The organism is Litchfieldia sinesaloumensis (assembly GCF_900156865.1).
GTDB classification, from domain to species: Bacteria; Bacillota; Bacilli; order Bacillales; family Bacillaceae_L; genus Ferdinandcohnia; species Ferdinandcohnia sinesaloumensis.
In genome coordinates, this window is the sequence record NZ_LT732529.1 from 1,564,511 (window position 1) to 1,587,631 (window position 23,121).

Sequence of the window (23,121 nt, forward strand, 5' to 3'; positions counted from 1 at the left end):
GCTTTAGTGCAATTGGGGTCAGGCCCTATTGTTCTATTGTTGTGCTGCACACAATTTGAGAAAGTGGGAAACAACAATAAGAAAGTTCAAAAACAGTGGAATGATAGGGGTTAATTGGCCCAGATTCCATGATAATCGGAAGTTTTATACTAAATTAGCCAAATAAAAAAAGGGCTAACCCTTAAAAGGGTCGTTCAATATGATCCTTTTGGGTCAGCCTCGTACTTTTTTAATAAGAGTACTATTCTTTCTTCTATACACTATTGGTTTTTTCTAGTCACTGGTTCTTTCAAATGAATAGTAATAAACACCCTATTATCAAATTAACGAGGAAACATCATTTCCATTTCCTTACGGACATGATCCAATATTGGTAATGTTTGAACGATAAGAAGCTTGATTTGTAATTTTCTTGCGATTGGTTTGATGTATGGAGCCATTTCTTCTTTTACCCATATTTCTCTTGGGATTCGATTTAATTGCTTGATTAATCCTAAGAATGCATTCTGACTTGCTTCAGCTGTACCACCATTCTTCAACATTTCATTATAGACAATTGTTCCATTTTTTCTCTCTGCACAAAGAACTAGAGTAGGAAAATATGGTCTTTCATTTTGATTTTCTTGTATTGGTGCTAACATATACTCACTATCAAACTCTAGTGGAACATTATAAAACTTTAGTGAATTTTTAAGCTCCTGAAGTTCCAATTCATTTACCAATAATGAACTATCTTCAACTTTATTCTTGTTATCTTGGTCATGAATTAGAATAGTATTCCACTTATTCGATTTTTCATCAAGCACTCTTGCAACCATATGAGAATTAAAGGCAGAAAGCAGCTTAGGATCCTTCTTCGCTACCATACTGACCTCGATTACTTGTTCGATAACTAATGATAACAAGCTAACTTCTTGAGAATCTAAAATCCAGGGATAATAACCTGGTTGATAGCTACGGAAAAGTGGCCACTGATTTTTTCCACGGTCCGATCTACCATTTTCCTTTAATATTTGATAGTCTTCATCGCTTAATTCTTCTCTATTTGAAAAACTCATAAGTAAACTTCTTTGCTTTAAATACATTTTCTCATCAATTGATGTTTGTATTAGTAAATCATTTAGAAATTGCAACCCCTTTTCACCTACATAGGCAGCAAGTCCATATTCAATACCAGCCCCTCCCATGATGGAACAGTAAACATATTCCTTCGTTACTGGATCTTCTACTGCAATAATTTGATCATCATCTAACCATTGCCAAGGCTGCAATTGCTTGTATTGTTCAGTAATCTCCAATAACTTATGCCAATTTGGATTAGTTGTTGGCCCTTCTCCTCCAAAAGATTGGTTTTCAAAATTCTCTGGGGATACCTCACCGAAAATATCCAGGAATTCGTCATTTATATCAGCTATTTCTTCTTTTGAATCAATATCTTCTGTTACGATACCAGTTTCCAAATATTCAAACCTACTATCCTCTTCAGGTGCTGCACGCATCGCTTTTGTACATTGTGGGTAAAATGTACCTGTTTCTTCTTGGAACATTTTCTCTAGAACAATCTCATGCTCCCAATCATCCCCAAAATCATATGTATAGACCACTCGGTCTTTCTCCTGTTTAAAAACATCCTTTAATAAAACATCTTCTTCATCAAAATCATTATCTGAAAATCCATACTCTGAATCATCCATAGGGCCTATGTAGACAGCATTTTTCATTTGAACAGAATTTAATCTCCTAATCTCAAATCCATGCAAATGATAATTCCACCATTCAAAAGCAATTTGAATCACTTTATGAAGGTCAGAAAAGGTCATCGAATCCCTAATTTCGATTCTACGCCAGATAGGTGGTTTCGATCCTTTTAATGTAATTTTTAATTGAAGTATCATATTTTCACAACACCTTCTTTATTTAAATGGTTCTTGATTGAACTGGTATTTCCTTCTACCAATTATACTATAGTATATCAATTGATGAATGGACAATATAACTTCTAGATGCTGCCTGCGTTTCTTTAGTATTTCTAAATTTTCTAACGTCCAAACCCCTGTTCCCGTGTCCCAACCCCGTTGCCCCACTAGTCTAGCGTTCGTTAAATTCGTTGTATTTGACTTGAATGGTTCCGACTGGGCCGATTCGATTTTTTGAGACGATGATTTCTAGGAACGGATTATCTGTTTCTTTGTCATAATACTTTTCGCGGTATAAAAACAGAATCATATCGGCATCTTGTTCGACGCTGCTGATTCTCGAATGTCAGACATCATTGGTCGTTTTTCTGCTCTGTTTCGACTGAACGATTTAACTTTGCCAAACAAATCACGGGACAACTAAAGTCCTTTGCCATTGTTTTTAGATTCCGAGATATTTCGCTTACCTGTAGATGAGCATTGCCACCATAATGTGATAGATTGTGTCGAGGAAATTAGTTATTTATGCTCAGTGATATCGATAACTAGTTTTGTTAATATAGAATCCGACACGTTTAGTTACACTATTTAAAGCTGCTATAAAGGCGGGCATCCATCATAATTTGCTATATTAAAATAACTAATCTCAGGAGTAAGAGTTATGTAGAAAATAAATATGTTTTTACTCGGAGAATTAAAAAAGAAGAGAAGTGATTTTTTTGAAATACAAAGCTTTATTTATTTTTATAGCAGCCTTACTAGTAGTAGGTGCTGTATGGAAAATTATGAGTAACACGCAAGAAGAAGAATACCCAGAAGTCAAAGAACAATTTGTCGATTATTTAACAAAAACACACGATTTAATGATTTCTAGTGGTTTTGTTTATAAATCTGGTCGATCTACCAATGGAGTGAAGGAAGGAGATTTCATTGGAGTGTTTTACGACGAGAGAGATCCTAGCTTTATGATTCAACTTTCTATTGACCAACAAGACAATTCTGTTAGGGATACGTTCGATAGTAAAACATTTCGGATACGACAAGAAATATTTGATGTTATGAATACATACAGAAAAGATAATGAATTTAACGGTTATCTTAGCTTTTCACCAGAAGGTATACGAGGACCTAATTTAACTTCTGTATCTTATGGAAGGATTAACCCTACCATCAGTTATTCCGTTATTCGTGAAGAAATCGATATTGAAAAAGAACTAGAATCTGATTATCTCATTGCAAAAGAAGTAAACGAAATTGTAAATAAACATTATGATATGGATTTAAATAGAGTAGGTGTCACATACTTTGAGAAAAACGGTTTTAATTTCGAAAGTTATTTAGAACAATTCAAGAAAAATTACGGTGAAGATATTTACGGTAGTTCTATTACAAACTATGGTCATTTACATAAACCGCATGTGTATGGTGTGAAAAATGTGTCAGTTCCAAAAAGAGTGTTTGAATTTGGAGTTAGTACTTTTGAAGAAGCGAATTATCGCTTGCGATTAGATAGTCTTGAACAATTTAAAATGGAAGCGAAAAGAAATTATACCGAGCAATACAAGAAGACCGATACAAAATAGTTATCGGTCTTTTTGATCACTGGGATAATCTGTAGTTATCATTTAGAATGGTTTCATAATTTCTAGTGCTGGGGCTCTGTTTTCCAAACTCACTAGAAGTTTGGATATTCAATTTTACCGGTTTCTAATAACTGTTTTAACCCTAAGAACATATAATGCCAACCTTGTTCTGTTTCTCGTTTCCAATCCTCATGCGCTTTTTCAATATCCTCTGCTGTCCAATCTTCTTCATGGATTACCGTAATTTCCTGAGTAAACGTCATTTCTGTTCCATCTTCAGCCGAATTTAATTCCACAGTTAAGATATCATGTAAATCACTAAATTGCGGCATCTGAAAAGTAAACACGATTTTATGGGGCGACTCCATTTCTATATATTCACCAATCGCTCGATAGTCTTTCCCCTCTCGGTGATCTACAACTTCCCAACTCCCACCAACTCTAGGATCATTCTTTGTCACTTTATTGGTATGCTCCATTGTAAAAAACCATTTCTTCATTAATTCAGAATTCGTCCACGCTTCAAATACCTTTTCAACAGGAACGTTGAAAGAGCGTTTCATGATTAGCGTTGTTTTTGATGTATCAGCCATCTACTATTCATCCTTTTTACTTGAAGTGATGCCACTATCTTACTATCAATATTACTCAAAAACAAACGTAACACAACACTTCTTAAACCAGGAAGTATAGCTATTCTTAGAATCAACATAAGTCAAAAGGAAGTTACTCATTTACTCTTCCCCTTTACTTGTCATTAAAACTTAAATCTTTTTGTTCATGACATAGATTGTTAATTGCTATCTAAATCATTTTTCATTTTTGTGAATTCAGATTAGTTATTAGGGATTTCAATTATTTCTCCAGTGGCTCTTAATATAAGTAAATCTATAAAAATTAAGAATGTAGAAGAATTGAAATTGTATGCTGCGATATCTTCTTCATATAACTTGATGTCAATTGTGTCAAAAACACTACCATCCCATTTAGCTCTATGTATTTTTAAGCAAGTAAAATTAGTCCTTTGTTTTCGAGGAATAACCTTCCTAAACATAGTTGAATTCATAAGAAATTCATCTGAAAATTCATCTTTTGGAAGATCTAATCTAATAGTCATATGTTTTTTATCTAAATTATCGTTTATTTTACCAATTCTAAACTTACCCTCTCCTCTCGTTTTAAAAGTAACTTGTTTGAAAGTTTTAATATGGCAACTATTTCCTATACTTCCTGTATCTTTTAAGCCGCGATTCCTATATTTTGACAATATATTTCTTAATTCCTGTGATTTACTTTCTATTTCTTTACTAAAGTCCACTATAAACTGGCCACCTTTCTATTAGATATACAAGAGTCAAAAGTTATAACCGTTTTATCAACGTAATAAATACTATTTCTATTAATATAGGTTTATATATACAGTACTTACAACGTATTTTTTTGAATAGACTCGTCAACAACTTCATAGGATTATATTTTCTATTTGTTTAATTCATTTTTGAAAAAAACGTCATCAAATGCCTTTTAATTTGGATGCAAATTTATACAACGGTGATCCCCCTAGATTTCTATTATATAGGAGGTTCATTAATAATTTCCTTGATACTTCAAATATTAACAAATAACTACATTTATTACCTGAATTTTTTATGAATTGTCACTTAGTGCGCTTACCTAGGAAATTATTAAATTAAAAAGAGTGGAAATCATAGAAACAACCTCAAAATGTATTATAATATTTATTACTTTAAAAAGTGACGGATAGCTAAATCGTAAATTAGTATAATGACTAGATTTTTATTTATAACTGTAAATAATTCTATTAAATTTGAATGTATCTTTACTAATAATTAACTTAATATATAACTTTCTTTGCTCCCCTATATTCACTTTCACTAATATCAGGAAAGTGTTTCTGCCACAGTTCAAAAACATTGTGGTTAGTTGCTTTACCTTCTTTCGAGAGCTTAACTACATGAAATCCATATTCGTCTCCACGCCTTTTCATTGTTCTTTTACGTTTAACTGAAAATATTTTTCCGGATCTGGTTATCTCATAAAGATTTTCATAACCTATTATTGGTTTTCTCTCTTCTTGCACACTATCACCGCTTTCTAATCCAAGAAATTTTATCATAACATGCCTAATGGAATTGATTATTTTGATAAGGAAAGTTATTGGAACTCACATAAAAGATCCACTTCGTAATGTCATGTTATAATGTAAGGACATCTTAATATTATTCATTATTTTAAATAAGAACCAAGTCTCCATTGATTCCAAGAATTCTTATGTTCAGCTCTTCCAGGAGCTATACAATAATCCGTTATTAAAGTCTTTTCATTATGAAATTCCAATGGAAGATGCTCATGATTCTCTTTTACATACCTTGCAATAAATCTTCGTGCGTTTTGTATTCCATCTATGTTAGTATTTAGAATGGTTCTTTCCTCTTGATACACCTTTTCTACTTTATAAGGCTTTGCTATCCTACTTCCAGTAATGATAAAATGTAATTCATCTTTCTTTGATTTCCCACCAACAATTTCCTTTGGCATACCTGATGATTGTCTCTTGGATTTAAACCTGGAATTAAGTTCGAGAAAATTATGAATTAGGTACTTTAATATTTCATCATGTGTTTGTATTTCTTTTAATGCTTTAAAAATCATATTCCAGTTAAGACGTAATACCTCTTCTCCGTTAGTCAAGAGACGCTTGTGCGCATTTAATTGGCCTTCATCTAGTGTTCCTCTGATTTTAAATTCAAAAAGTAGATTAAAATTCTTTCCACATATCCAAGCATCGGGAATCGATCCACTATTATCTTGTAGTGGAGAATGAGACAATGCACTAGTATAGGGAGCAATACCGATTATGTATTCATGTTTTTTAGATGTTTGAGGACATGATTTTTTTCGTGTGATGACTATTATTTCAGAGAAATCCATCATCTCAGATTGTTTGGGAATAATTGTTCTTAGAAACTGAGGAACTATCATTGAATTTTTATAGGCAAGAATTGACATTAAAATATGAGTATAATGATCCTCTTCTTGACCTTGATATTGAAAAATATTCAACATTATTAATTCGTCCTTTTAGTTTAATATCTGTTTAAAAATGTGCACATTCGTAAGTGTTCTATTGTTTCTGAGTTTAACCGCTTTTACCTAAACAACCAGTGGTCGGGGTCGAACCGTTATCTATCTATCTAACCTTTCACCTGCTCAACCAAAAATCAAACTAAAAACACGTTCATGCGCACCATATATTTTATCTGCCTCTTCTAGTTGTTTAAATTCATCTCGATATTGGGCGACAAACAAATCCAACTCACTAAGATCAATAAGAATAGTAACCAATACTTTCGGAATGTCCTCCCAGGAGTAAATAACGTCGATACTATCGTTTAATTCCTGATAGATTCGTTCAAACTGTTGTTCATCCAACCCTTTTCCTTTTTGCAGTTTCTCGAAAAAATTTCCGTTTTCGTTAATTTTCTCAATCAGTCTGGCAATCACTTTAGCTTTTTCGGGCTCAATTTCACCCGCTTCTCTTGTACACTTTTGAATCAGCTTTTTACTTTCTTCGGCTGCGTTCCTAATACGAACTGATACTTCACCGCCATATACGAGTGAAAAGTTGTATAGTTCATCATATAGTCCGACTAAAATATGGAGAACATCTACAGGTATACTCGCTCGATTTTCCCATTCGTCAGCGCAGACAGTTAGAGCATTAACTACCTTTTCATACTCCTTTTCATCAAACGCATTTCCCATTCGCAGTTCTACAAGTAAATTTGCTTCTGACTGTTCAAGAGCGTCAATTAGTTCTTTGTCTTTCACTCCTTCACCCTCCTATTGAAAGGGACTTACACTAAACTTGCATCTATTCTCTACAAGTTGCCACGCAACTTACACTATGCCACTATTTGTATAGTAACTTCCCTTGCTTCATTTTTTCCCCTGTCCAAACAAATCTCACGAAAACATCCGCAACTTTGGACTTACGGTCTAACCAACCATGCACTATAATAGTATAAATTTCATACTTCATAGCATCTTCCCATGATTGTGCAGTGAATTGTTTGTTATATAAGAAAATATTTTCATTAAACTTTCGAAAAAATAGTAAATCCTCACCACTTATGTGATGCTCAAATGGATATTTACTATCACCTTCCTTTATTTTAAATGGTTCTGAGTTTATATCTAGACGTTTTGACTTCGTTTCCCAGAATACAAAATATCCGCACTTTGGTGTTGCAATTTTATAGATTTCTACAATTATTTCGGGAAGCATATCATTGTTTTTCACTATATCCCGACCTTTTTAATAGTTTTCTAAAGCTTCCTCTACTAACTTATATACTTGATCCAAACTATTTCCTTTATAAACCCAACGACAAGTTCCCATATGTTTCTCTCTAGCTTCACTTTCGGAAAAAATGATCAAACCCTCAGATGGAGGGACAGCCACATTAAATTCAAAGTATATCCACCGACTATTGTTAACCATTTTTAGTATTCTTCCTTTTGGACCGAAAAAAGTCACACCTGTTTGGTTATAGGTTGGCAAAAACTGCTGGCCTATTTTACGTTGAATACTATCAATCAATTCATTTCCGTGATTCAGGAATCTATACTTTTTATCTAACATGGACTACTCCACCCCTATATTTTTTCTACAAAATCTACTAAAGCAAGGGACATCCTGTCTCCTACCAACATAATACTGCTCTAAATGTAAAAGAAACTAGACAACTGTTATTTAATCTACCATTTCTAATGACTTCGTAAATAATTTGTCTGGAAAAGAATTATGTCGAAGTGTTCTTTCAAGAGACCCTGCTGTTCCTATTACATGCATGGAACCTCCAGTTGGGACTTCTACATTTATGTATTGGTTTTCCGATGAAGTTAGATCAATTAAATTGGAGAATTCTTGAATGTTCAACGCACAAATAGTTTGCTGACCACATACTAAACATAAGAATACATTTTTCGTTACATCCATATCACTTTGAATAGATTGCATCTCGGAAACACTGATTTTGAAACTCCATGGTGAAGTTTCTTTGGATAAATATTTCACAAATATCCTAGTATCATGGTTTACCTGATAATGGCCGTACAATGAATCTGGTTTATTCAAAGCTGTAAAAGAAGGATGTTCTGTAATTTGTGTAAGAACTGCTCCGTGATATAAGTCTTGCATCTGTATTTTCATTGTTATCACTCCAGGGAATTTTAGTGTTTATAGACTAATTATATCAAAGGGACTAGGAAAATATATCCAATTTTATATGTTTTTATTTTACAATTCGTCATATCAAAGTCATTATTAAGTCATTCTTTTCTAAATTTCTATGTAACTACCAACTCCACAAAAACCACAGTATAATCAATTGGTACTAATTTAAAGTCATCATCTACTCTAGTTGGTATCTTTAAGGTGTTTTTTCCTTGATGTAGGTAAAGTAACATGTTTACTATGGAAGGTTTTTCTCCATGAAAGTGGCTCTTTATGGATTGTAATAATGAACATAAATTATAAGCTAAGACCGTACTATCTGCGGGAACTCTCTTACTCCCACGAGGTACTGTAATAACTTCACCAACATGTTGAGTGAATTCTTCCCAACTTGTAAAATCTTGTTCAAACCACTTGTGTAGATAAGCTGTAAAAATTTGATGTCTAAGTAATTGTATATTTCTTAGATTCAGTTTTTCACCTTTTACCTCCGAGGAGGCATCCCATTTACTTTCACCAAGATAAATTGTGCTTTCACTCAGTAAAATTCGAGTGTTCGGAATGGAAGTCTGGTTGGATAGTTTGGTGCCTTTTCTTTATTTTTATGATAGTTTTCTATTTCATCTAGTAAGGTAGTAAGGTTTTTTAGTAAAAAGAAAATCTTCAGATGCCAATAAAAATCTCTCCTAAGTACTTTTTATATAGACTATGTCTATCTTGTTCACGAACCTCTCTTACCATCTCTGGGCAGACCAAATACACACTTTCCTTAGAATATAGGTAATATACTCTTAATCATCTAACACTGATTTTGCAAGGCTATAAACGATTGTATCATCTGTTGGAGGGTTATGAAGCCCTGCACGAACATCACGGAAATACCGTTGGAGAGGATTTTGTGCGGAAAGACTTCGAGCTCCAACAATTCTCATTGCCAAATCCACTATTTTGTTTGCGCTGTTTGTTGCGATATGTTTTACAGCTGCTAGTTCTGCCCCCATATTACCTCGCTGTTCAGGTTGTTCAACCCATTTTCTTGCGACAGAGTAGAGGACTTCGCGAGCATTAAATAATTCTAATTCTATCTCTCCAATTTTTCTTCGTACTTCTGGTACATCTTTGATCGGACCTGGTAGGGTGGTAGGGCTATATTCAGAAGCAAATTTTATTGCATAATCTCTAGCGGAAGTAGCTATCCCAATGTACACAGCAGGGATTTGCAAATACCAGCCTTTTGGTGAAGGTTTTTTGATATCCTCTTCTACCAATAATGCATCCTCAGGGACAAGGACTTGGTCTAGAATGAGGTCATCACTCTTAGTACCCCTCATGGAAACACTATCCCAGGTTTCTTTTATCTGAACCCCGTCAAGTTTATGATCAATTAAAATATACCCTTTTGTACCAGTTTGATTGACATCAACTGAAACAATGGAATAATCGAGTGCAATGGCCATGGAAGTGAATGCTTTAGCTCCATTTACGCGCCATCCGTCTTTTTCTTTAATCGCGGTAGTCGTAGGCACGCCACCTCTAGAAGGACTTCCTGTCGCACGTTCTGATTGAGCAAGATTAATGAGTGCTTTCTGATTTACGATTAAATCGCATATCTTGGCGAAGCTTTCTTCGTTCCAGTTTCTACTTTCAGCTGCTTCGAGAATCACGCCGAGTTGCCAGCCGAGAGACAGGGCAGTTGGTCCGTCCCCATTCGCAATAATTTCTTGAATCTTGAGATATTCATATAGGTTAATACCATGGCCCCCATACTCAATTGGTACAGTAAGTGCTAAGAACCCCTTTTGCTTCAAGTCCTCAAAATTTTCAAAAGGGAATTTTCCCTGTGCGTCAATTTCGGCAGACCTTTCTCTAAAAGTTTCAGCTAACTCTTCGGCTTGTTTTAGTAAATTTTGTTGGATCTTACTTTCTGTTGATTGAACAAATGCAATTGTCATACTCATTCCTCCATCCATTTTTAACATAAAAAAGTCCACTTTCTTGGCGATGAAAGAGGACTTCGGATAATCTATCCTTTCTCATCTGTCAGACATCTTATGTCTGCTGGAATTAGCACCTTTCTTAATAAATAAGAGGTTGCTGCAGGATCGTAGGACCAGATTCCTCCCCTGACTCTTGATAAGTTTTGAAACTATGTAATTTTAGAATACACATTATACGATAATTTTATGGTTGTCAAGATTTAAAAAATAAATTCAAATATGAATCATAAAAATATTAAAAATACTTGTTGACAGTATTTTCATTCTCATGTATATTTTGGATTAAATTTAATAAACTGATTTCTTTATCAAGAGAGGTGGAGGGACTGGCCCTTTGATACCTCGGCAACAGGCTTACTAGCACTGTGCCAATTCCAGCAAGCGATAAGCTTGATAGATAAGGAAGGATTGTGCTTTTGTGTGTAAAAGCCTCTTCTTTTCTTAGAAGAGGTTTTTTTATTTGTAAAAATATTTTATCAATTGGAGGAATGAAAGTTGAGTAACCAAAAACAAATAATCTTAAATGCCTTTGAAATGAATAGTTCCATGCATAATTCACATGGGTTTTGGAAGCATCCGAAAAATCAAAGACATCGTCGATATAAGGATTTAGATTATTGGGTAGAGTTGGCGAAACTTCTAGAAAGAGGAAAGTTTGATGCGGTATTTTTCGCGGATGTCCTTGGAATCTATGATGTGTATCAAAAGAGTAAAGCGCCGTCCATTCGAGATGGATTGCAGGTACCATTAAATGATCCTGCGTTGCTCATTTCTGCAATGGCTCATGTCACTGAAAATTTGTCCTTTGCAATTACAGTAAGTACTACATATGAAGCACCTTTTGGTAATGCTAGACGTTTCTCTACCTTAGACCATTTAACAAAAGGAAGAATTGCATGGAATGTGGTAACTTCATATCTACCAAATGCTGCAAGAAACTTCGGTCTGCAAGATATGATTAAGCATGATGAGCGCTATGATATTGCAGATGAATTCCTCGATGTTTCGTATAAATTGTGGGAGCAAAGCTGGGAAGATGATGCAGTTGTTGAAGATGTTAAAAATAAAACGCTTGTTGACCCAGATAAGGTACATGAAATTAATCATGAAGGCCTTTATTTCAAAGTCGAAGGGCCGCATTTAAGTGAACCTTCATTACAACGAACACCTGTTATTTATCAAGCGGGTACATCTGAAAAAGGGCGTGAATTTGCTGCAAAGCATGCGGAATGTATCTTCGTTGGAGGTCCGACGCCTGAAAGAATTCGATATTATGCAGACGATATTAGAAAGAGAGCGGAAAAACACGGCCGTAATCCAGAACATCTCAAAATCATTTCTTTCTTAAGTGTGATTGTCGCAGAAACGACGGAGGAAGCAGAACAGAAATTTCAGGAATACAACAAGATGTGGAGCCCAGATGCTGCAAAAGCACAGTATGGGGCAAGTGGATATGACATTGCCGAATATGAAGATGTAGATCCAGATGAGCCATTTGGATATAAAAAGAAGACAGAAGGCGGGCACTATAAAGCCGCTCTGCTTACCAAGGATGCACCAAAACAATTAACAGTAGGTGAAGTATTGAACCGTTTTGAGTCATTGGACCGTAACAGTATCATTGTCGGAAACCCTATAGAGGTGGCTGATGCGATTCAGTACCAGTTTGAAGAATCAGGGGTAGACGGCTTTAACTTAAACCATTTAGTCACACCTGGTGATTTGGAAGACTTTGTTGATTTAGTTATACCTATTTTACAGGAACGTGGCTTATACAAAACTGAATATAAGCAAGGTACGTTACGAGAAAAGTTGTTTCCACAGGGTAAAAGTATATTGCCAGAAGATCACCCTGGTAGTAAATATAGACGTGTCCCTGCTAAACAGTAGAAATATGTCTGGAGATGGAAGTGAGGGAAACAGCTCTTATGATTGAGTTGAAGAATATAACAAAAGAATATGTCAGCAAAAAGAATAGAATTATCGGTGTCGATAATGTCTCGCTTACAATTAATAGGGGTGAAATATTTGGTATTGTCGGCTACAGTGGTGCCGGAAAGAGTACGCTGCTACGGTGTATGAATATTTTGGAGAGACCCACGTCTGGTATCGTTAAAGTTGATGGTGTTGATCTCTTGCAGTTATCGAGCAAAGAACTCCGTAAAGCAAGGCAATCAATTGGCATGATTTTTCAAGGGTTCCATTTGGTTGCTTCCAAAACAGTGTATGAGAATGTTGCTTTTGCCCTAAAGGCTGCAGGGGTGGAAAATAGCATTATAAAAGAAAGTGTGGAGGAATTGTTAACCATAGTTGGGCTTGAAGACAGAATCAATCAGTATCCTGCCCAGCTCAGTGGTGGTCAGAAGCAACGAGTGAGTATAGCCCGTGCGCTCGCAAATAATCCAAAGGTTCTTTTATGTGATGAGGCGACTTCAGCGTTAGACCCAAATACGACTCAATCCATATTAGCGTTATTAAAAAGGATAAATAAGGAGCTTGGGCTAACCATTGTGATTATCACGCATGAGATGGAAGTTGTGAAAGAAATCTGCCATCGATGTGCCGTCATGCAAGACGGAAGAATAGTCGAACAAGGTCCAACTTATCAGATTTTCTCTAACCCAATTGACCCATTAACAAAAAGATTTATTGACACAGTACTTAGCTTCAAACTACCTAGAAAACTAGTAGAGGGTATCAAAGGCAAATTAGTTAGACTTCAATTTCGGGGAGAGATAGCGGCAGAAGCGGTTGTATCCGATATGCTGCAGACATTTTTAGTAAAGGGGAATATTCTTCATGGCAAGGTAGAATATATTCAAGATCTTCCTTTAGGTATTTTCATCATGGAGCTAAATGGAGACGAACAAGAGGTTGAAAAGGCTATCGATTATCTTCGCGGTCGTGTCAGTGTCGTGGAGGTGGTTGAAAATGAGTAGTGTGATAGAACTTTTACCTGAGTTAAATCTAGCCTTTTTACAAACGTTACTGATGGTCGGAATTGCTTTAGTGGTCGCGGTTTTATTGGGTTTGCCATTAGGAATTACTTTGTTTGTTACCGATCGGGGGCTATTTTTAGAAAAGAAATGGGTAAAAACGTTAGTAGGAGTCGTCATCAACTTAATTCGGTCGATCCCGTTTATTATCCTGCTTGTCTTCTTATTGCCTTTTACTAACCTGCTAGTAGGAACAACGATAGGACCATTAGCTGCCTCTGTTTCTCTGTCTGTAGCAGCAATCCCTTTTTATGCAAGAATTGTAGAATCGTCCGCAAGGGAAATTGATAAAGGTGTCATTGAAGCGGCGGTTGCTGTTGGCGCTTCACCATGGATGATAATTAGGCACATCATCCTCCCAGAAGCAAAACCTGGTCTCATTACAGGGTTAACCATTACTGCTATTAGTCTTATTGGTTATTCCGCAATGGCCGGTACAATCGGCGGTGGAGGAATTGGCGATCTAGCCATTCGATATGGGTACTATCGCTATGATAATACGGTGATGTTCACTACGGTTATTTTGTTAATTGTGTTAGTACAATTCGTTCAGTATTTTGGAGACTTTATAGCAAAGGCTGTTAACAAGCGATAAAAAATAAATTCAGGGTGGTAATGAAAAATGAAAAAAATGATCTTTTTACTTCTATCATTTCTAGTGGTTAGTGTACTTTCTGCTTGTGGCTCTAATGACAGTTCGGCATCTGGTGCAGAAAAGAAAGAGTTAGTGTTGGGTGCAACCATTCCATATAGTGACATGCTTGAAGAAGCAGTAAAGCCTTACCTTGAGGAAAAAGGATATAAAGTCACAGTGGAAGAATTCAATGATTATGTACAACCAAATATTGCTCTTAACAACGGGGCTTTGGATGCAAATTTGTTTCAACACAAAGTGTATATGGATGGATTTGCTAAGGAAAATAACATGGAATTAACCAGCGTGATTACGGTACCAACGGCACCTATTGGCATTTATTCCAATAAGTATGATTCATTGGATGAAATCGAAAAGGGCAGTACAGTTGCAATAGCCAATGATCCTGCGAATCTAGCAAGAGGGCTTACCGTATTAAAAGAAAATGGAGTAATCGACTTTGATAGTAATATCGATCCCCTCCGAGCTACCGAGAAAGACATCACGAGCAATCCTAAAGAGTTAGTATTTAAGCCAGTTGAAGCAGCCCAATTACCACGAACCTTAGAATCAGTAGACCTTGCTGCAATTAATGGTAACTTTGCGATATCAGCTGGACTAGACTTAACTTCTGCTCTTGTTCGAGATAAACTGCCTGAAAACATCATCAACCGAGTCGTTGTAAAAACGGAAAATATTGATAAGCAATATGTAAAAGACATTAAAGAAGCAGTAGAATCAGATGCATTCAAGAAAGTAATAGATCAACAGTTTCAAGGCTTCCATAGACCTGATTGGATGAAGTAAATCGAAAAAATGAAGAATAAAAAATGGCTGGATTCAATTTCCCCAGCCATTTATAATTTCTTTTCAAGAATGATTTTATGTAATCCTTTTTCGTCAGTATAGGTATCAATAACATCAAATCCATTTTTAATATTCAAAACTAGCATATTACGCCATTTATTCATTGTTTTTGTCTGGACAACACTATACCCATTTATCTTTAAATATTGATGTTGTTTTTTCATTAACTCAGAAGCTATACCGTGTTTTCTGTAATTAGGATCTACACCGCCTAACCAACTATAAAATTTATTATTATCAATTTGATATCCAATCTTATATCCAATAACTTTCATACCATCCATCGCAGTAATAACCAATAATTTAGGTTTATTTGCCATTTTGCTAATCAAATCATCAGTAGTACCAAAAATAAGTTTATTTAATTCTATAATTCCATCTAAAACATCATCATCAGGGATTGAATTAAAAATGAAATAATTCAAGTTCAAATGTTTTCCTCCTTCCTATAGAGCCACTCATAATAAATATTTGGTTAACTAATTAAGACAGTCCTTCTTTAACAAAACTGCCCTCTTTAGTACAATTACTTCCACAAAAAAGGCACTTCTCCTCCTGTAAGGAAAGCACCATTAAGAAGAATATATAAATCGAAAACCTAGCCAGCGATTCCTCTTGCTAACACTAGGAAAAATACAAAAACCAAGACTCCACCATTTAATAGACCACCCACTATTCCTGACAACCACTTCTTTGATAGCACTGCAAATACAATACCCAATAGCGAAAGTGTCCCTAGAATGATAATACCCATCAATAAATTCGCATTAGGTCCTCTTAAAATTAAAAATGAAATAATACTGGCAATAACCATTAGAAAAGAAAAAAATCCTAACTTATTCATCTCATCCCCCCCTATAACTTACTTTCAATTGTTACTTAATAGAAATTGTATAGCCTTTCTTATTCAACAATCCTACTTCATTAGTTAAATAACTTCAACAAAATAGGCGTTAATCCTTCTTGGATCATCGCACCCGTTACTTCAATAATGAAGGTTTGATACCTTTCAATACTTATAACATCCTCGGATGAAATCCTTTTCCCCTATTGAAAAGTCAGACCCTTGGGGTTTCACTTTGTTTCGTTTTAGTGAATAGACCTACAATGATTGTGACTATTCCACCTATCAATACAATAAAGTAAAAAAGCATTAAAGTGGCTGTTCCGTCTAATCCTTGAAGCACCTTGGTTTCATGTAATAAAGGTAACAATAGCGGATAAGTTAAAACCGATTAGGTCAAATAATACAGACTCATGAGTTGTAAGTGGTTTATTTGCTATACTCAACAACCATTTCCAGCACTTGCTAGTTTTATCAATCTAACAAATTTAATGGAGCAGCTAATTTTAATAACTGGTTACTCCATTAAACTAATTGCAGCCGTTCGTTGAAAATGGACTCATTAATCAGAAATAATGAGTCCATCTTCTGCAATTTAAGCCTGGACAGTAGAATTTGGGTTTTCAACCCATTCATAGGATACTTTTTGGCCCTGTTTTTATAGATCTGAATCCATCAGGAAACCTTTTAAGAAAAAAATCGCTGATTAGTGAGTCTATTATAAAAACAAGAACTATTATAAAGTACTTTTCGGCTTCTTGGTTGATATTTTTTTAATATGTTCTTCCAGCTAACAACGCAACATATAAAGAAATTGTGACTAGTAATATTGCAAAAAAATCTCGTCTCGCAAGGTAAGTTGTAGAGTGAAGACCTTTTATAGTTAAGTGAGCAAACAGGTAAGAGATAGGCATTAGAATAATCTTTTCTAGTCCATTTTTTATTTTTTCATTCTTACGGAATATGGCCAATCCAATTCCACAAATTAGTAAAAATCTAGCAATCTTTGCTTTTTCAATTTCTGTTTGAGTTGGGGTGAATAGTTCCTCAATTTTATCCCTAACAATTGAACTAGAGTAATTAACTTCATCTAATTCAAGCAAATAATCTTCTAACTGTTCGGATTCACAAACCATTTTCATAATAATATCATCCATCCCCCTAAAAACAGCTTTGGATAAATATACATCAGTCAGTATTAATACACAATAAAATAAGATGGGTTTTTTTAGTTTTTTCTTACACTAAACTGCACCTTTAGTTCAACAGGGACAGTGTTCCCTTCATTATTTAGTCGAAATGTGACATCAACTTTTTATTTTATCTCGATAATCCGCAGTTGCTGTTCCCGCACTATCCAAAGTATAATTATATAACTAGCCGATTGGAGGTGGAAAAATGGATCTCATTTTATGGATGACTGTTTTGTCGGGTACACTTATCGCAATATTCGCTGATAATAAAAAATGCAAAAAGAAAAAATGTTAAATTTTTTCATATCTACTCAAATTACTGGTGGCTTTAGGAACTGGACCCTGTGTTATAGATTTATTTTTTAGACGTACATCTTGTTCCTCTCCCCCTTCATCCTTAATTAGGGGGCTTTTTCATGTGCATAATCATCGAATTACGTAGTAACTAAAAACTCTAATTCTCATTTAAATGCTGCATATGCTAACTCCTTTGTAAGAACAATTTTTTCATATCTATTCAACTCTTCTGCTTCGATAGCTTAATGACATCAACAAAAAAATGCATGAATCCCTCTTTGATCAACGCACCTATTAGGTTAAGTACATTACTTCACAATCTAATCTTATCAGTTAGCTTTTTTATCGCACTGACTACCACTTCGGGTTCATCATTTTGTATGTAATGAGCACTGTTTTCAGCTATAACCAATTCACCATCAGAGGATATTTCAAGAATTGCTCTCTGCATTTCATTCCATAACTCTTGTGATTCCTTTGAATAATGAGCCTTTTTACCAGCTGAAAGAACAATAAGTGGGACATTTAATTTATGTTTAGTTTCTTTTAACTGCTTTAGGCTTTCCATAAATTCATCATAATTACCTTCATAAACGAATTGCTTGTTGTATGCTTGTTGAAACTCTTTTGACATCGTTGGAAGAAATTTTTCTCTGTAATCTTCAGGTGTAGAGTCAACCAAGACAAGTCCACAAACTTCATTTTCATATTCAGTTGCAAACATTCGCATATTAACTCCACCAAATGAATGACCTACTAATATGTAGGGAGGTTTAATCTTGGCTTCAATAAGAAGTTCCTTCAATTCTCTTACCATCTCACGACTAGTTCTGGGATTCGAACTTTTTTCACTTTTCCCAAGTCCAGCCCTATCATAAATTAAAACGGTAGTGAGCATTGAAATATCCTCAATTACTGAATCCCAAGCCTTGGAGTAATCTCCATATCCAGCGTCCATTACAATTGTTGGTTTTCCGGAATTATCTCCCACTAATTTAGCATATAAATTACAATGACTTAATTGCACAAACATTTCTTTCGTCATTTAGTCCAATCCTCTCATTTTGCCAACTAATTAACAGTCAATATCTTCTTGAATTAACCTGCTTCTTTAGTTTAATATCCATAATGTTACATTTGGATTTTAACATAAAACCCCAACTGCAGGCTTCATAAACGACACCATGGCTTCGGTATGTTCTACCACTTCAGGATCATTCGGAGTTCTTCCTTCTTGAATGAATTGCTTCATTTTGCTAGACCATCTGGCCATTTCCTGATCCAAATCAAGCTGCGCCGTGTACGAGTGCAATTTATTATATACCGAATTAGCACCGTGCTCATTTAACCAGCGAGTTCGTGCCTCTTCATTTTTCAAGGCATGAATGAGTACAAGCAGTGAATCATGGTCGACAGTCTCAGGTCCTGAAACGGTTTCTTGAGCACGGGCAATGGTTTGTAAAACCGTATCAATTTGTTTCCGTTTTTCTTCCAGCATCCTTGCCTGAGTGGTGAGCGTCATTGCAATATCCTGCTGGGGTTGCTTAAGGTACTCTGAAATATCCTCCAGTGACATATCTAAAAATTTTAGCACTAGTATTTTTTGAAGCTGCTCAATGGATGTATTGTTATACTTCCGATGTCCACGTTCTGTGTATTCCGAAGGTTTCAAGAGCCCAATCTGATCATAGTGTCTTAGTGTGCGTTCTGTGATTCCTGTAAGTTTCGCAAATTCTCCAATCGAGTATGTTTTCTCCATTGTCATTTGTCTTCACTCCCTTTCCATTTGAACTATATCACTTGACGTAATGTCAATAGCAAAGGCTTTTTCATTTTTTGTATTGGGTAGAGCTGAGCTTCCCCTTTTTAGTTGGTTCATACGAGATGAACTTACTCCTAATTTAATAATGTGAATTTATTAAAATTTCTTATATAATAGCAAATATATGGAAAAACCAATCCTTACAAGGGGGGATACAAAATAGGAGTATTAATCATATGTCTGATTGTTTTGTTTAGGATCATGTTATGGATATGCCATGATTGGCTAGGGTTCAGTGTGTTGACCACGATATTTATAACTCTTTCTTTATTATCCATCCCTATTATTTACAAAGAATTGAAAGATACTAAAAAAGCAAAAGAACGGTTGAGAAAGGCTAAAACCTATCAAGCACTTGTTGTAGCTAAAGAAGTGATTCAGGGATATCGCGGAAGAACAACGTTCACTTTTGAATTAACCGTTGAAGACGAAACCGTTCAAATCAGCAAAGATAACGTACATATCGATTTAGAAGTCAATCAAATAGTAGACGTCTATCCGGCTTACGATGAACAGAAAAACGTAGCTGATTTTGAATTTGTAGAGTATGTAAAGGTGGAATCAAAAGTCTATAAGCCCTTTATTTTTTTCGGTATCGGTTCCATTTTAACAACCATTTTATTTATTCTAATCGACAAGGCACCTTTCATGACGACGATATCGAATATCATTGGGTTATCCTTTTTCATGATTCTATTCTTGTTTACTGGTATTTATAGTATTAAAAGAGCGTTCATCAGTAAAAAGGCGTTAACCCCTGTTGAAGCAATCATTCATGAGGTACGAATTGTCACATTTTATCATTTTCACCATGAGGTTGTAACTCCGCCACGGACTCACATCAGTCCTATCTATCGGGTAGAGGTTGATGGTCAAACGTATCAATTTTTAGGAGATAAATCGATAAAAGAAGAAGATAAAGGAAAGAAAGAGATTGTCTACTATGATAAAGAAACGATGGAATTCTTTGATTTGCCTAAAAGTAAAGGGGATTGGCTTGTAGGGATTACATTGATTGTACTTTGTATACTGATTGGAAATAATATTTTACAAGAATTTTGATAATCAGCAAGTGGGCCAGACCCCCGGTGAATTAACGCCTTGGTTCACTCGGAGGTCTGGCCCTAATTGTGATATTCTACTGCTTACTGCTTATTTATATAACTTAGTATTTCTGAACGTGTATGAGTATCGTTGACTAATACTCCTCGAACTGCTGAAGTTACCGTCTTAGCCCCAGGTTTCTTTACTCCACGCATCGTCATACACATATGCTCGGCTTCAACTACAACCATAACACCATGTGGATCTAATGTTTCCATTAAAGTATCTGCCACGGTTGAAGTAATTCGTTCTTGAAGTTGAGGTCTACGAGAAACTGCATCAACTGCTCTAGCAAGCTTACTTAAACCCGCTACTCTTCCATTCCTTGGAATATAAGCCACATGAGCAACTCCGTAAAAAGGAACAAGATGATGCTCACACATTGAGTGAAACTGGATATCCTTCACTAATACAAGTTCTTCATGATTTTCGCTAAAAATAGTTTCAAAGAATTCCTTTGGATCCGTCGTTAGTCCTGAAAACACTTCTTCATACATCTTTGCAACACGCTTAGGTGTATCTAGAAGTCCCTCCCGACTAGGATCTTCACCAACAGCCTCTAATAGTAAACGTACGGCCTCTTCAATCTGTGCGTGATTGATGTTTGACATTTTGTTTCCTCCTACTGGTAAACTATTAATATATTTCACTTACCTACACACCACGTTTATTTCCCCAAATAAAGGTATGGAGTTGTGGCAGTACTTTTATATTCTTGAATTCATTGTCTACCATCGTTTTATCGATGAGCCATTCATATTTTAGTAATAACTGCTGAATTAGATGTTTATCATCCGTTGTTTTGTTATCTTCATTTCCTACTTGTAGAAAGAATGGAACTTCTGGATAACGAAGGTGTACATTCTTTGCGTATTTATAATCCTCATCATCGAAGACTACAACTTTCAAACTTATATTATTAGTTGATGTTTGAGCATACATTCTATTAATGATCATATCTAATACATCAAAATCTGTTTTCATTCCAGAACTTGGTGGTTTAGGAGAAATGGTTAATTCATCAATTTCTAAAAACCAATCCTGCCATCTACTTCCCTGTGTTTCAAGCCCAATTTTAATATTTTTCTCTTTTAAAAGGGAAACGAAGTATTTTAAATTTTTTAATAGGGCTGGATTACCACCCGATATTGTGACAAAAGAAAAGCCGTCCCCACCGAGGGAAACAAGTTCCTGCCAAATTTCTTCTGCATCCATTTGCCTGATTAAATCTTTGCCAGAACCATCCCAAGTAAACGCCGAATCACACCACAAACAAGAATAATCACAACCCGCTGTTCTGACAAACATCGTCTTCTGACCAATGACCATTCCTTCTCCTTGGATGGTTGGGCCAAAAATCTCCAACACTGGTACTTTAGTCAAGCTCCATCCACTCCCGTCTTGCCTCAGCGAAACTTGTAGGTGTTTCGTATAAACGAACAAACTCTACTCTCGCCCCATTGTATTGTTTCCTATTCTTCTCAGAATCTAGTGATTCTTTCATTTTTTCATAGATCCAAACAACCATATTTTCTGCTGTCGTATTCATTTTGGGTAAAGTTTCATTCAGATATCGATGATCGAGATGAATTTCAATCTCATTTTTCCAAATTTCTTTTATATCCCCAAAATCAATTACAAGACCGATTTCATCTACATACCCACTAATACCAAATATCACTTTGTACGTATGCCCGTGAAGATTTTTGCATTTCCCTTCATAACAGTGAAGGTGATGTGCTGCATCAAAAGTAAATTCCTTGCTCACAAGTACTCTCTTTTTATGATACTTAAGTTCATTTTTAGTTATATCTTGATCTATTTTTTGTAGATTTTCTACTATTCTAAAACCGAAGAAGTCTAATCCCATTATGCCTCAGCTCCTTCTAGTGATTTAAGATACTTCTCCAATCCCTGTTTTCTTAATTTACATGCAGGGCACTCTCCACAACCATCCCCAATTACTCCCTCATAACAAGTTAGGGTTTTTTCACGGACATAATCTAGTACATTTAATTCAGCAGCCAATTTCCATGTGTCTGCCTTATCTAACCACATTAGTGGAGTATGAATAACAAATGGTTTATCCATTGATAGATTAATTGTCACATTTAGAGATTTAATAAATGCATCCCTACAATCTGGGTATCCACTAAAGTCCGTTTCACATACACCAGTAATGATGTGTTTTGCACCCACTTGGCTTGCTAATACCGCAGCAAATGATAAAAAGATTAAGTTACGACCTGGAACAAATGTCGATGGTAAATCACCATTTTCTCCGTCTTTTATTTCAATGTCATTCCGAGTTAACGCATTAGGAGCAAGTTGGTTTAATAATTGCATATCTAGAAGATGATGTGTAACATTTAATTCCTGTGCAATTTCTTTTGCACACTCAATCTCTTGCTTATGTCGCTGATTATAATTAAATGTAACTACCTCTACCTCTTTAAACGTTTGTAGTGCCCAAAATAGACAAGTAGTACTGTCTTGTCCACCACTAAATACCACAATTGCCTTTTCATCTTTTATCATAAAAAATTCTCCTTCCAAAAGAAAAAACAGTACTCCCAAGATAGAAGTACTGCTTCTTCTTAGTTTTTTT

General features: G+C 35.3%; 28 protein-coding genes and 2 riboswitches. Of the genes, 7 read left to right on the top strand and 21 right to left on the bottom strand.

Annotated elements, in window-relative coordinates:
• Positions 1-323: 323 nt before the first annotated feature.
• The 3 genes from CZ490_RS07725 to CZ490_RS23095 all read right to left on the bottom strand — a co-directional run bounded on the left by CZ490_RS07725 (position 324) and on the right by CZ490_RS23095 (position 2,353).
• Entirely contained in the window at positions 324-1,895 is a 1,572-nt protein-coding gene (locus CZ490_RS07725; protein ID WP_077618356.1) for a plasmid pRiA4b ORF-3 family protein, read from the bottom strand.
• Between the two features lie 193 nt (positions 1,896-2,088).
• Positions 2,089-2,226 (bottom strand): DnaB-like helicase C-terminal domain-containing protein, encoded by a 138-nt coding sequence (locus CZ490_RS23090; protein ID WP_407639781.1) that lies wholly within the window; start codon positions 2,224-2,226, stop codon positions 2,089-2,091.
• Positions 2,227-2,269: 43 nt separating this feature from the next.
• On the bottom strand, positions 2,270-2,353 hold the full coding sequence (locus CZ490_RS23095) for a hypothetical protein (protein WP_407639808.1): 84 nt from the start codon (positions 2,351-2,353) through the stop codon (positions 2,270-2,272).
• A gap of 282 nt (positions 2,354-2,635) precedes the next feature.
• Between CZ490_RS23095 and CZ490_RS07735 the strand changes: the two genes are divergently transcribed.
• Positions 2,636-3,499: a hypothetical protein gene (locus CZ490_RS07735; RefSeq protein WP_077618357.1), complete on the top strand. Its 864-nt coding sequence runs from the start codon at positions 2,636-2,638 to the stop codon at positions 3,497-3,499.
• Positions 3,500-3,591: 92 nt separating this feature from the next.
• Here the strand turns inward: CZ490_RS07735 and CZ490_RS07740 are convergent, their stop codons facing one another.
• From CZ490_RS07740 to CZ490_RS07780, 9 genes are all read right to left on the bottom strand, one after another.
• A complete protein-coding gene (locus tag CZ490_RS07740; protein ID WP_077618358.1) occupies positions 3,592-4,092 on the bottom strand; it encodes an SRPBCC family protein in 501 nt (166 codons plus the stop codon).
• A 242-nt stretch (positions 4,093-4,334) separates the two neighbouring features.
• Positions 4,335-4,817, bottom strand: coding sequence for a hypothetical protein (locus CZ490_RS07745; protein ID WP_077618359.1), 483 nt, complete (start codon positions 4,815-4,817; stop codon positions 4,335-4,337).
• A gap of 537 nt (positions 4,818-5,354) precedes the next feature.
• Positions 5,355-5,636 carry an NUMOD4 domain-containing protein gene (locus CZ490_RS07750; protein ID WP_077618360.1) on the bottom strand — a complete coding sequence of 94 codons (282 nt, stop codon included), beginning with the start codon at positions 5,634-5,636 and terminating at the stop codon, positions 5,355-5,357.
• A 110-nt stretch (positions 5,637-5,746) separates the two neighbouring features.
• Entirely contained in the window at positions 5,747-6,586 is an 840-nt protein-coding gene (locus CZ490_RS07755; RefSeq protein WP_234987193.1) for a hypothetical protein, read from the bottom strand.
• 144 nt (positions 6,587-6,730) lie between these two features.
• Positions 6,731-7,351, bottom strand: coding sequence for a hypothetical protein (locus CZ490_RS07760; protein ID WP_077618361.1), 621 nt, complete (start codon positions 7,349-7,351; stop codon positions 6,731-6,733).
• Positions 7,352-7,433: 82 nt separating this feature from the next.
• Positions 7,434-7,823: a hypothetical protein gene (locus CZ490_RS07765; protein ID WP_077618362.1), complete on the bottom strand. Its 390-nt coding sequence runs from the start codon at positions 7,821-7,823 to the stop codon at positions 7,434-7,436.
• A gap of 15 nt (positions 7,824-7,838) precedes the next feature.
• Complete coding sequence (locus CZ490_RS07770) at positions 7,839-8,165, bottom strand: hypothetical protein (protein WP_077618363.1); 327 nt, start codon at positions 8,163-8,165, stop codon at positions 7,839-7,841.
• A gap of 111 nt (positions 8,166-8,276) precedes the next feature.
• On the bottom strand, positions 8,277-8,735 hold the full coding sequence (locus tag CZ490_RS07775; RefSeq protein ID WP_077618364.1) for a hypothetical protein: 459 nt from the start codon (positions 8,733-8,735) through the stop codon (positions 8,277-8,279).
• A gap of 815 nt (positions 8,736-9,550) precedes the next feature.
• Positions 9,551-10,711, bottom strand: a complete 1,161-nt coding sequence (locus CZ490_RS07780) for an acyl-CoA dehydrogenase family protein (RefSeq protein WP_142255348.1) — start codon at positions 10,709-10,711, stop codon at positions 9,551-9,553.
• 78 nt (positions 10,712-10,789) lie between these two features.
• Positions 10,790-10,899: riboswitch (SAM riboswitch) on the bottom strand.
• A 159-nt stretch (positions 10,900-11,058) separates the two neighbouring features.
• Positions 11,059-11,160: riboswitch (SAM riboswitch) on the top strand.
• Between the two features lie 91 nt (positions 11,161-11,251).
• Between CZ490_RS07780 and CZ490_RS07785 the strand changes: the two genes are divergently transcribed.
• The 4 genes from CZ490_RS07785 to CZ490_RS07800 are packed head-to-tail and all read left to right on the top strand — an operon-like array spanning position 11,252 to position 15,193.
• Positions 11,252-12,646: an LLM class flavin-dependent oxidoreductase gene (locus CZ490_RS07785; RefSeq protein ID WP_268762053.1), complete on the top strand. Its 1,395-nt coding sequence runs from the start codon at positions 11,252-11,254 to the stop codon at positions 12,644-12,646.
• 38 nt (positions 12,647-12,684) lie between these two features.
• Complete coding sequence (locus tag CZ490_RS07790) at positions 12,685-13,695, top strand: methionine ABC transporter ATP-binding protein (protein ID WP_077620984.1); 1,011 nt, start codon at positions 12,685-12,687, stop codon at positions 13,693-13,695.
• Positions 13,688-14,347, top strand: a complete 660-nt coding sequence (locus tag CZ490_RS07795) for a methionine ABC transporter permease (RefSeq protein WP_407639782.1) — start codon at positions 13,688-13,690, stop codon at positions 14,345-14,347. The genes CZ490_RS07790 and CZ490_RS07795 overlap by 8 nt, the downstream gene beginning before the upstream one ends.
• Positions 14,348-14,374: 27 nt before the next feature.
• Positions 14,375-15,193 carry a MetQ/NlpA family ABC transporter substrate-binding protein gene (locus CZ490_RS07800; protein ID WP_077618366.1) on the top strand — a complete coding sequence of 273 codons (819 nt, stop codon included), beginning with the start codon at positions 14,375-14,377 and terminating at the stop codon, positions 15,191-15,193.
• A 50-nt stretch (positions 15,194-15,243) separates the two neighbouring features.
• Here CZ490_RS07800 and CZ490_RS07805 read toward each other — a convergent pair whose 3' ends face one another.
• Positions 15,244-15,684 carry a GNAT family N-acetyltransferase gene (locus tag CZ490_RS07805; protein WP_234987194.1) on the bottom strand — a complete coding sequence of 147 codons (441 nt, stop codon included), beginning with the start codon at positions 15,682-15,684 and terminating at the stop codon, positions 15,244-15,246.
• Positions 15,685-15,851: 167 nt separating this feature from the next.
• On the bottom strand, positions 15,852-16,097 hold the full coding sequence (locus tag CZ490_RS07810) for a hypothetical protein (RefSeq protein ID WP_077618367.1): 246 nt from the start codon (positions 16,095-16,097) through the stop codon (positions 15,852-15,854).
• A gap of 413 nt (positions 16,098-16,510) precedes the next feature.
• Between CZ490_RS07810 and CZ490_RS22320 the strand changes: the two genes are divergently transcribed.
• Positions 16,511-16,648, top strand: a complete 138-nt coding sequence (locus CZ490_RS22320) for a hypothetical protein (RefSeq protein WP_159439929.1) — start codon at positions 16,511-16,513, stop codon at positions 16,646-16,648.
• Between the two features lie 222 nt (positions 16,649-16,870).
• Here the strand turns inward: CZ490_RS22320 and CZ490_RS22635 are convergent, their stop codons facing one another.
• From CZ490_RS22635 to CZ490_RS07825, 3 genes are all read right to left on the bottom strand, one after another.
• Positions 16,871-17,254, bottom strand: a complete 384-nt coding sequence (locus CZ490_RS22635; protein ID WP_234987195.1) for a hypothetical protein — start codon at positions 17,252-17,254, stop codon at positions 16,871-16,873.
• 646 nt (positions 17,255-17,900) lie between these two features.
• On the bottom strand, positions 17,901-18,632 hold the full coding sequence (locus CZ490_RS07820; RefSeq protein ID WP_077618368.1) for an alpha/beta fold hydrolase: 732 nt from the start codon (positions 18,630-18,632) through the stop codon (positions 17,901-17,903).
• A gap of 99 nt (positions 18,633-18,731) precedes the next feature.
• Positions 18,732-19,352, bottom strand: a complete 621-nt coding sequence (locus CZ490_RS07825) for a MerR family transcriptional regulator (protein WP_077618369.1) — start codon at positions 19,350-19,352, stop codon at positions 18,732-18,734.
• A 384-nt stretch (positions 19,353-19,736) separates the two neighbouring features.
• Here CZ490_RS07825 and CZ490_RS07830 point away from each other — a divergent pair, with 384 nt between their 5' ends.
• Positions 19,737-20,471: a hypothetical protein gene (locus tag CZ490_RS07830; RefSeq protein WP_142255349.1), complete on the top strand. Its 735-nt coding sequence runs from the start codon at positions 19,737-19,739 to the stop codon at positions 20,469-20,471.
• A gap of 83 nt (positions 20,472-20,554) precedes the next feature.
• On the opposite strand, the gene folE is transcribed toward CZ490_RS07830, so the two are convergent.
• The 4 genes from folE to queC are packed head-to-tail and all read right to left on the bottom strand — an operon-like array spanning position 20,555 to position 23,048.
• Complete coding sequence (gene folE, locus CZ490_RS07835; RefSeq protein WP_077618371.1) at positions 20,555-21,124, bottom strand: GTP cyclohydrolase I FolE; 570 nt, start codon at positions 21,122-21,124, stop codon at positions 20,555-20,557.
• Positions 21,125-21,167: 43 nt separating this feature from the next.
• Positions 21,168-21,896, bottom strand: a complete 729-nt coding sequence (queE, locus tag CZ490_RS07840; RefSeq protein ID WP_077618372.1) for a 7-carboxy-7-deazaguanine synthase QueE — start codon at positions 21,894-21,896, stop codon at positions 21,168-21,170.
• Complete coding sequence (gene queD, locus CZ490_RS07845; protein ID WP_077618373.1) at positions 21,889-22,383, bottom strand: 6-carboxytetrahydropterin synthase QueD; 495 nt, start codon at positions 22,381-22,383, stop codon at positions 21,889-21,891. Before queD ends, queE begins: the two co-directional genes overlap by 8 nt.
• On the bottom strand, positions 22,383-23,048 hold the full coding sequence (queC, locus tag CZ490_RS07850; protein ID WP_077620986.1) for a 7-cyano-7-deazaguanine synthase QueC: 666 nt from the start codon (positions 23,046-23,048) through the stop codon (positions 22,383-22,385). Before queC ends, queD begins: the two co-directional genes overlap by 1 nt.
• Positions 23,049-23,121 lie beyond the last annotated feature (73 nt).

Bases quoted from the DNA above. Each gene is read 5' to 3' on its own strand.
- folE (WP_077618371.1), bottom strand. From the start codon at position 21,124: ATGTCAAACATCAATCACGCACAGATTGAAGAGGCCGTACGTTTACTA.
- CZ490_RS07825 (WP_077618369.1), bottom strand. From the start codon at position 19,352: ATGACAATGGAGAAAACATACTCGATTGGAGAATTTGCGAAACTTACA.
- CZ490_RS07790 (WP_077620984.1), top strand. From the start codon at position 12,685: ATGATTGAGTTGAAGAATATAACAAAAGAATATGTCAGCAAAAAGAAT.
- CZ490_RS07725 (WP_077618356.1), bottom strand. From the start codon at position 1,895: ATGATACTTCAATTAAAAATTACATTAAAAGGATCGAAACCACCTATC.
- CZ490_RS22635 (WP_234987195.1), bottom strand. From the start codon at position 17,254: ATGGATGATATTATTATGAAAATGGTTTGTGAATCCGAACAGTTAGAA.
- CZ490_RS07810 (WP_077618367.1), bottom strand. From the start codon at position 16,097: ATGAATAAGTTAGGATTTTTTTCTTTTCTAATGGTTATTGCCAGTATT.
- CZ490_RS07820 (WP_077618368.1), bottom strand. From the start codon at position 18,632: ATGACGAAAGAAATGTTTGTGCAATTAAGTCATTGTAATTTATATGCT.
- CZ490_RS07800 (WP_077618366.1), top strand. From the start codon at position 14,375: ATGAAAAAAATGATCTTTTTACTTCTATCATTTCTAGTGGTTAGTGTA.
- CZ490_RS23095 (WP_407639808.1), bottom strand. From the start codon at position 2,353: ATGGCAAAGGACTTTAGTTGTCCCGTGATTTGTTTGGCAAAGTTAAAT.
- queD (WP_077618373.1), bottom strand. From the start codon at position 22,383: ATGGGATTAGACTTCTTCGGTTTTAGAATAGTAGAAAATCTACAAAAA.
- CZ490_RS07795 (WP_407639782.1), top strand. From the start codon at position 13,688: ATGAGTAGTGTGATAGAACTTTTACCTGAGTTAAATCTAGCCTTTTTA.
- CZ490_RS22320 (WP_159439929.1), top strand. From the start codon at position 16,511: ATGAGTTGTAAGTGGTTTATTTGCTATACTCAACAACCATTTCCAGCA.
- CZ490_RS07770 (WP_077618363.1), bottom strand. From the start codon at position 8,165: ATGTTAGATAAAAAGTATAGATTCCTGAATCACGGAAATGAATTGATT.
- CZ490_RS07755 (WP_234987193.1), bottom strand. From the start codon at position 6,586: ATGTTGAATATTTTTCAATATCAAGGTCAAGAAGAGGATCATTATACT.
- CZ490_RS07750 (WP_077618360.1), bottom strand. From the start codon at position 5,636: ATGATAAAATTTCTTGGATTAGAAAGCGGTGATAGTGTGCAAGAAGAG.
- CZ490_RS07780 (WP_142255348.1), bottom strand. From the start codon at position 10,711: ATGACAATTGCATTTGTTCAATCAACAGAAAGTAAGATCCAACAAAAT.
- CZ490_RS23090 (WP_407639781.1), bottom strand. From the start codon at position 2,226: ATGATTCTGTTTTTATACCGCGAAAAGTATTATGACAAAGAAACAGAT.
- CZ490_RS07740 (WP_077618358.1), bottom strand. From the start codon at position 4,092: ATGGCTGATACATCAAAAACAACGCTAATCATGAAACGCTCTTTCAAC.
- CZ490_RS07775 (WP_077618364.1), bottom strand. From the start codon at position 8,735: ATGAAAATACAGATGCAAGACTTATATCACGGAGCAGTTCTTACACAA.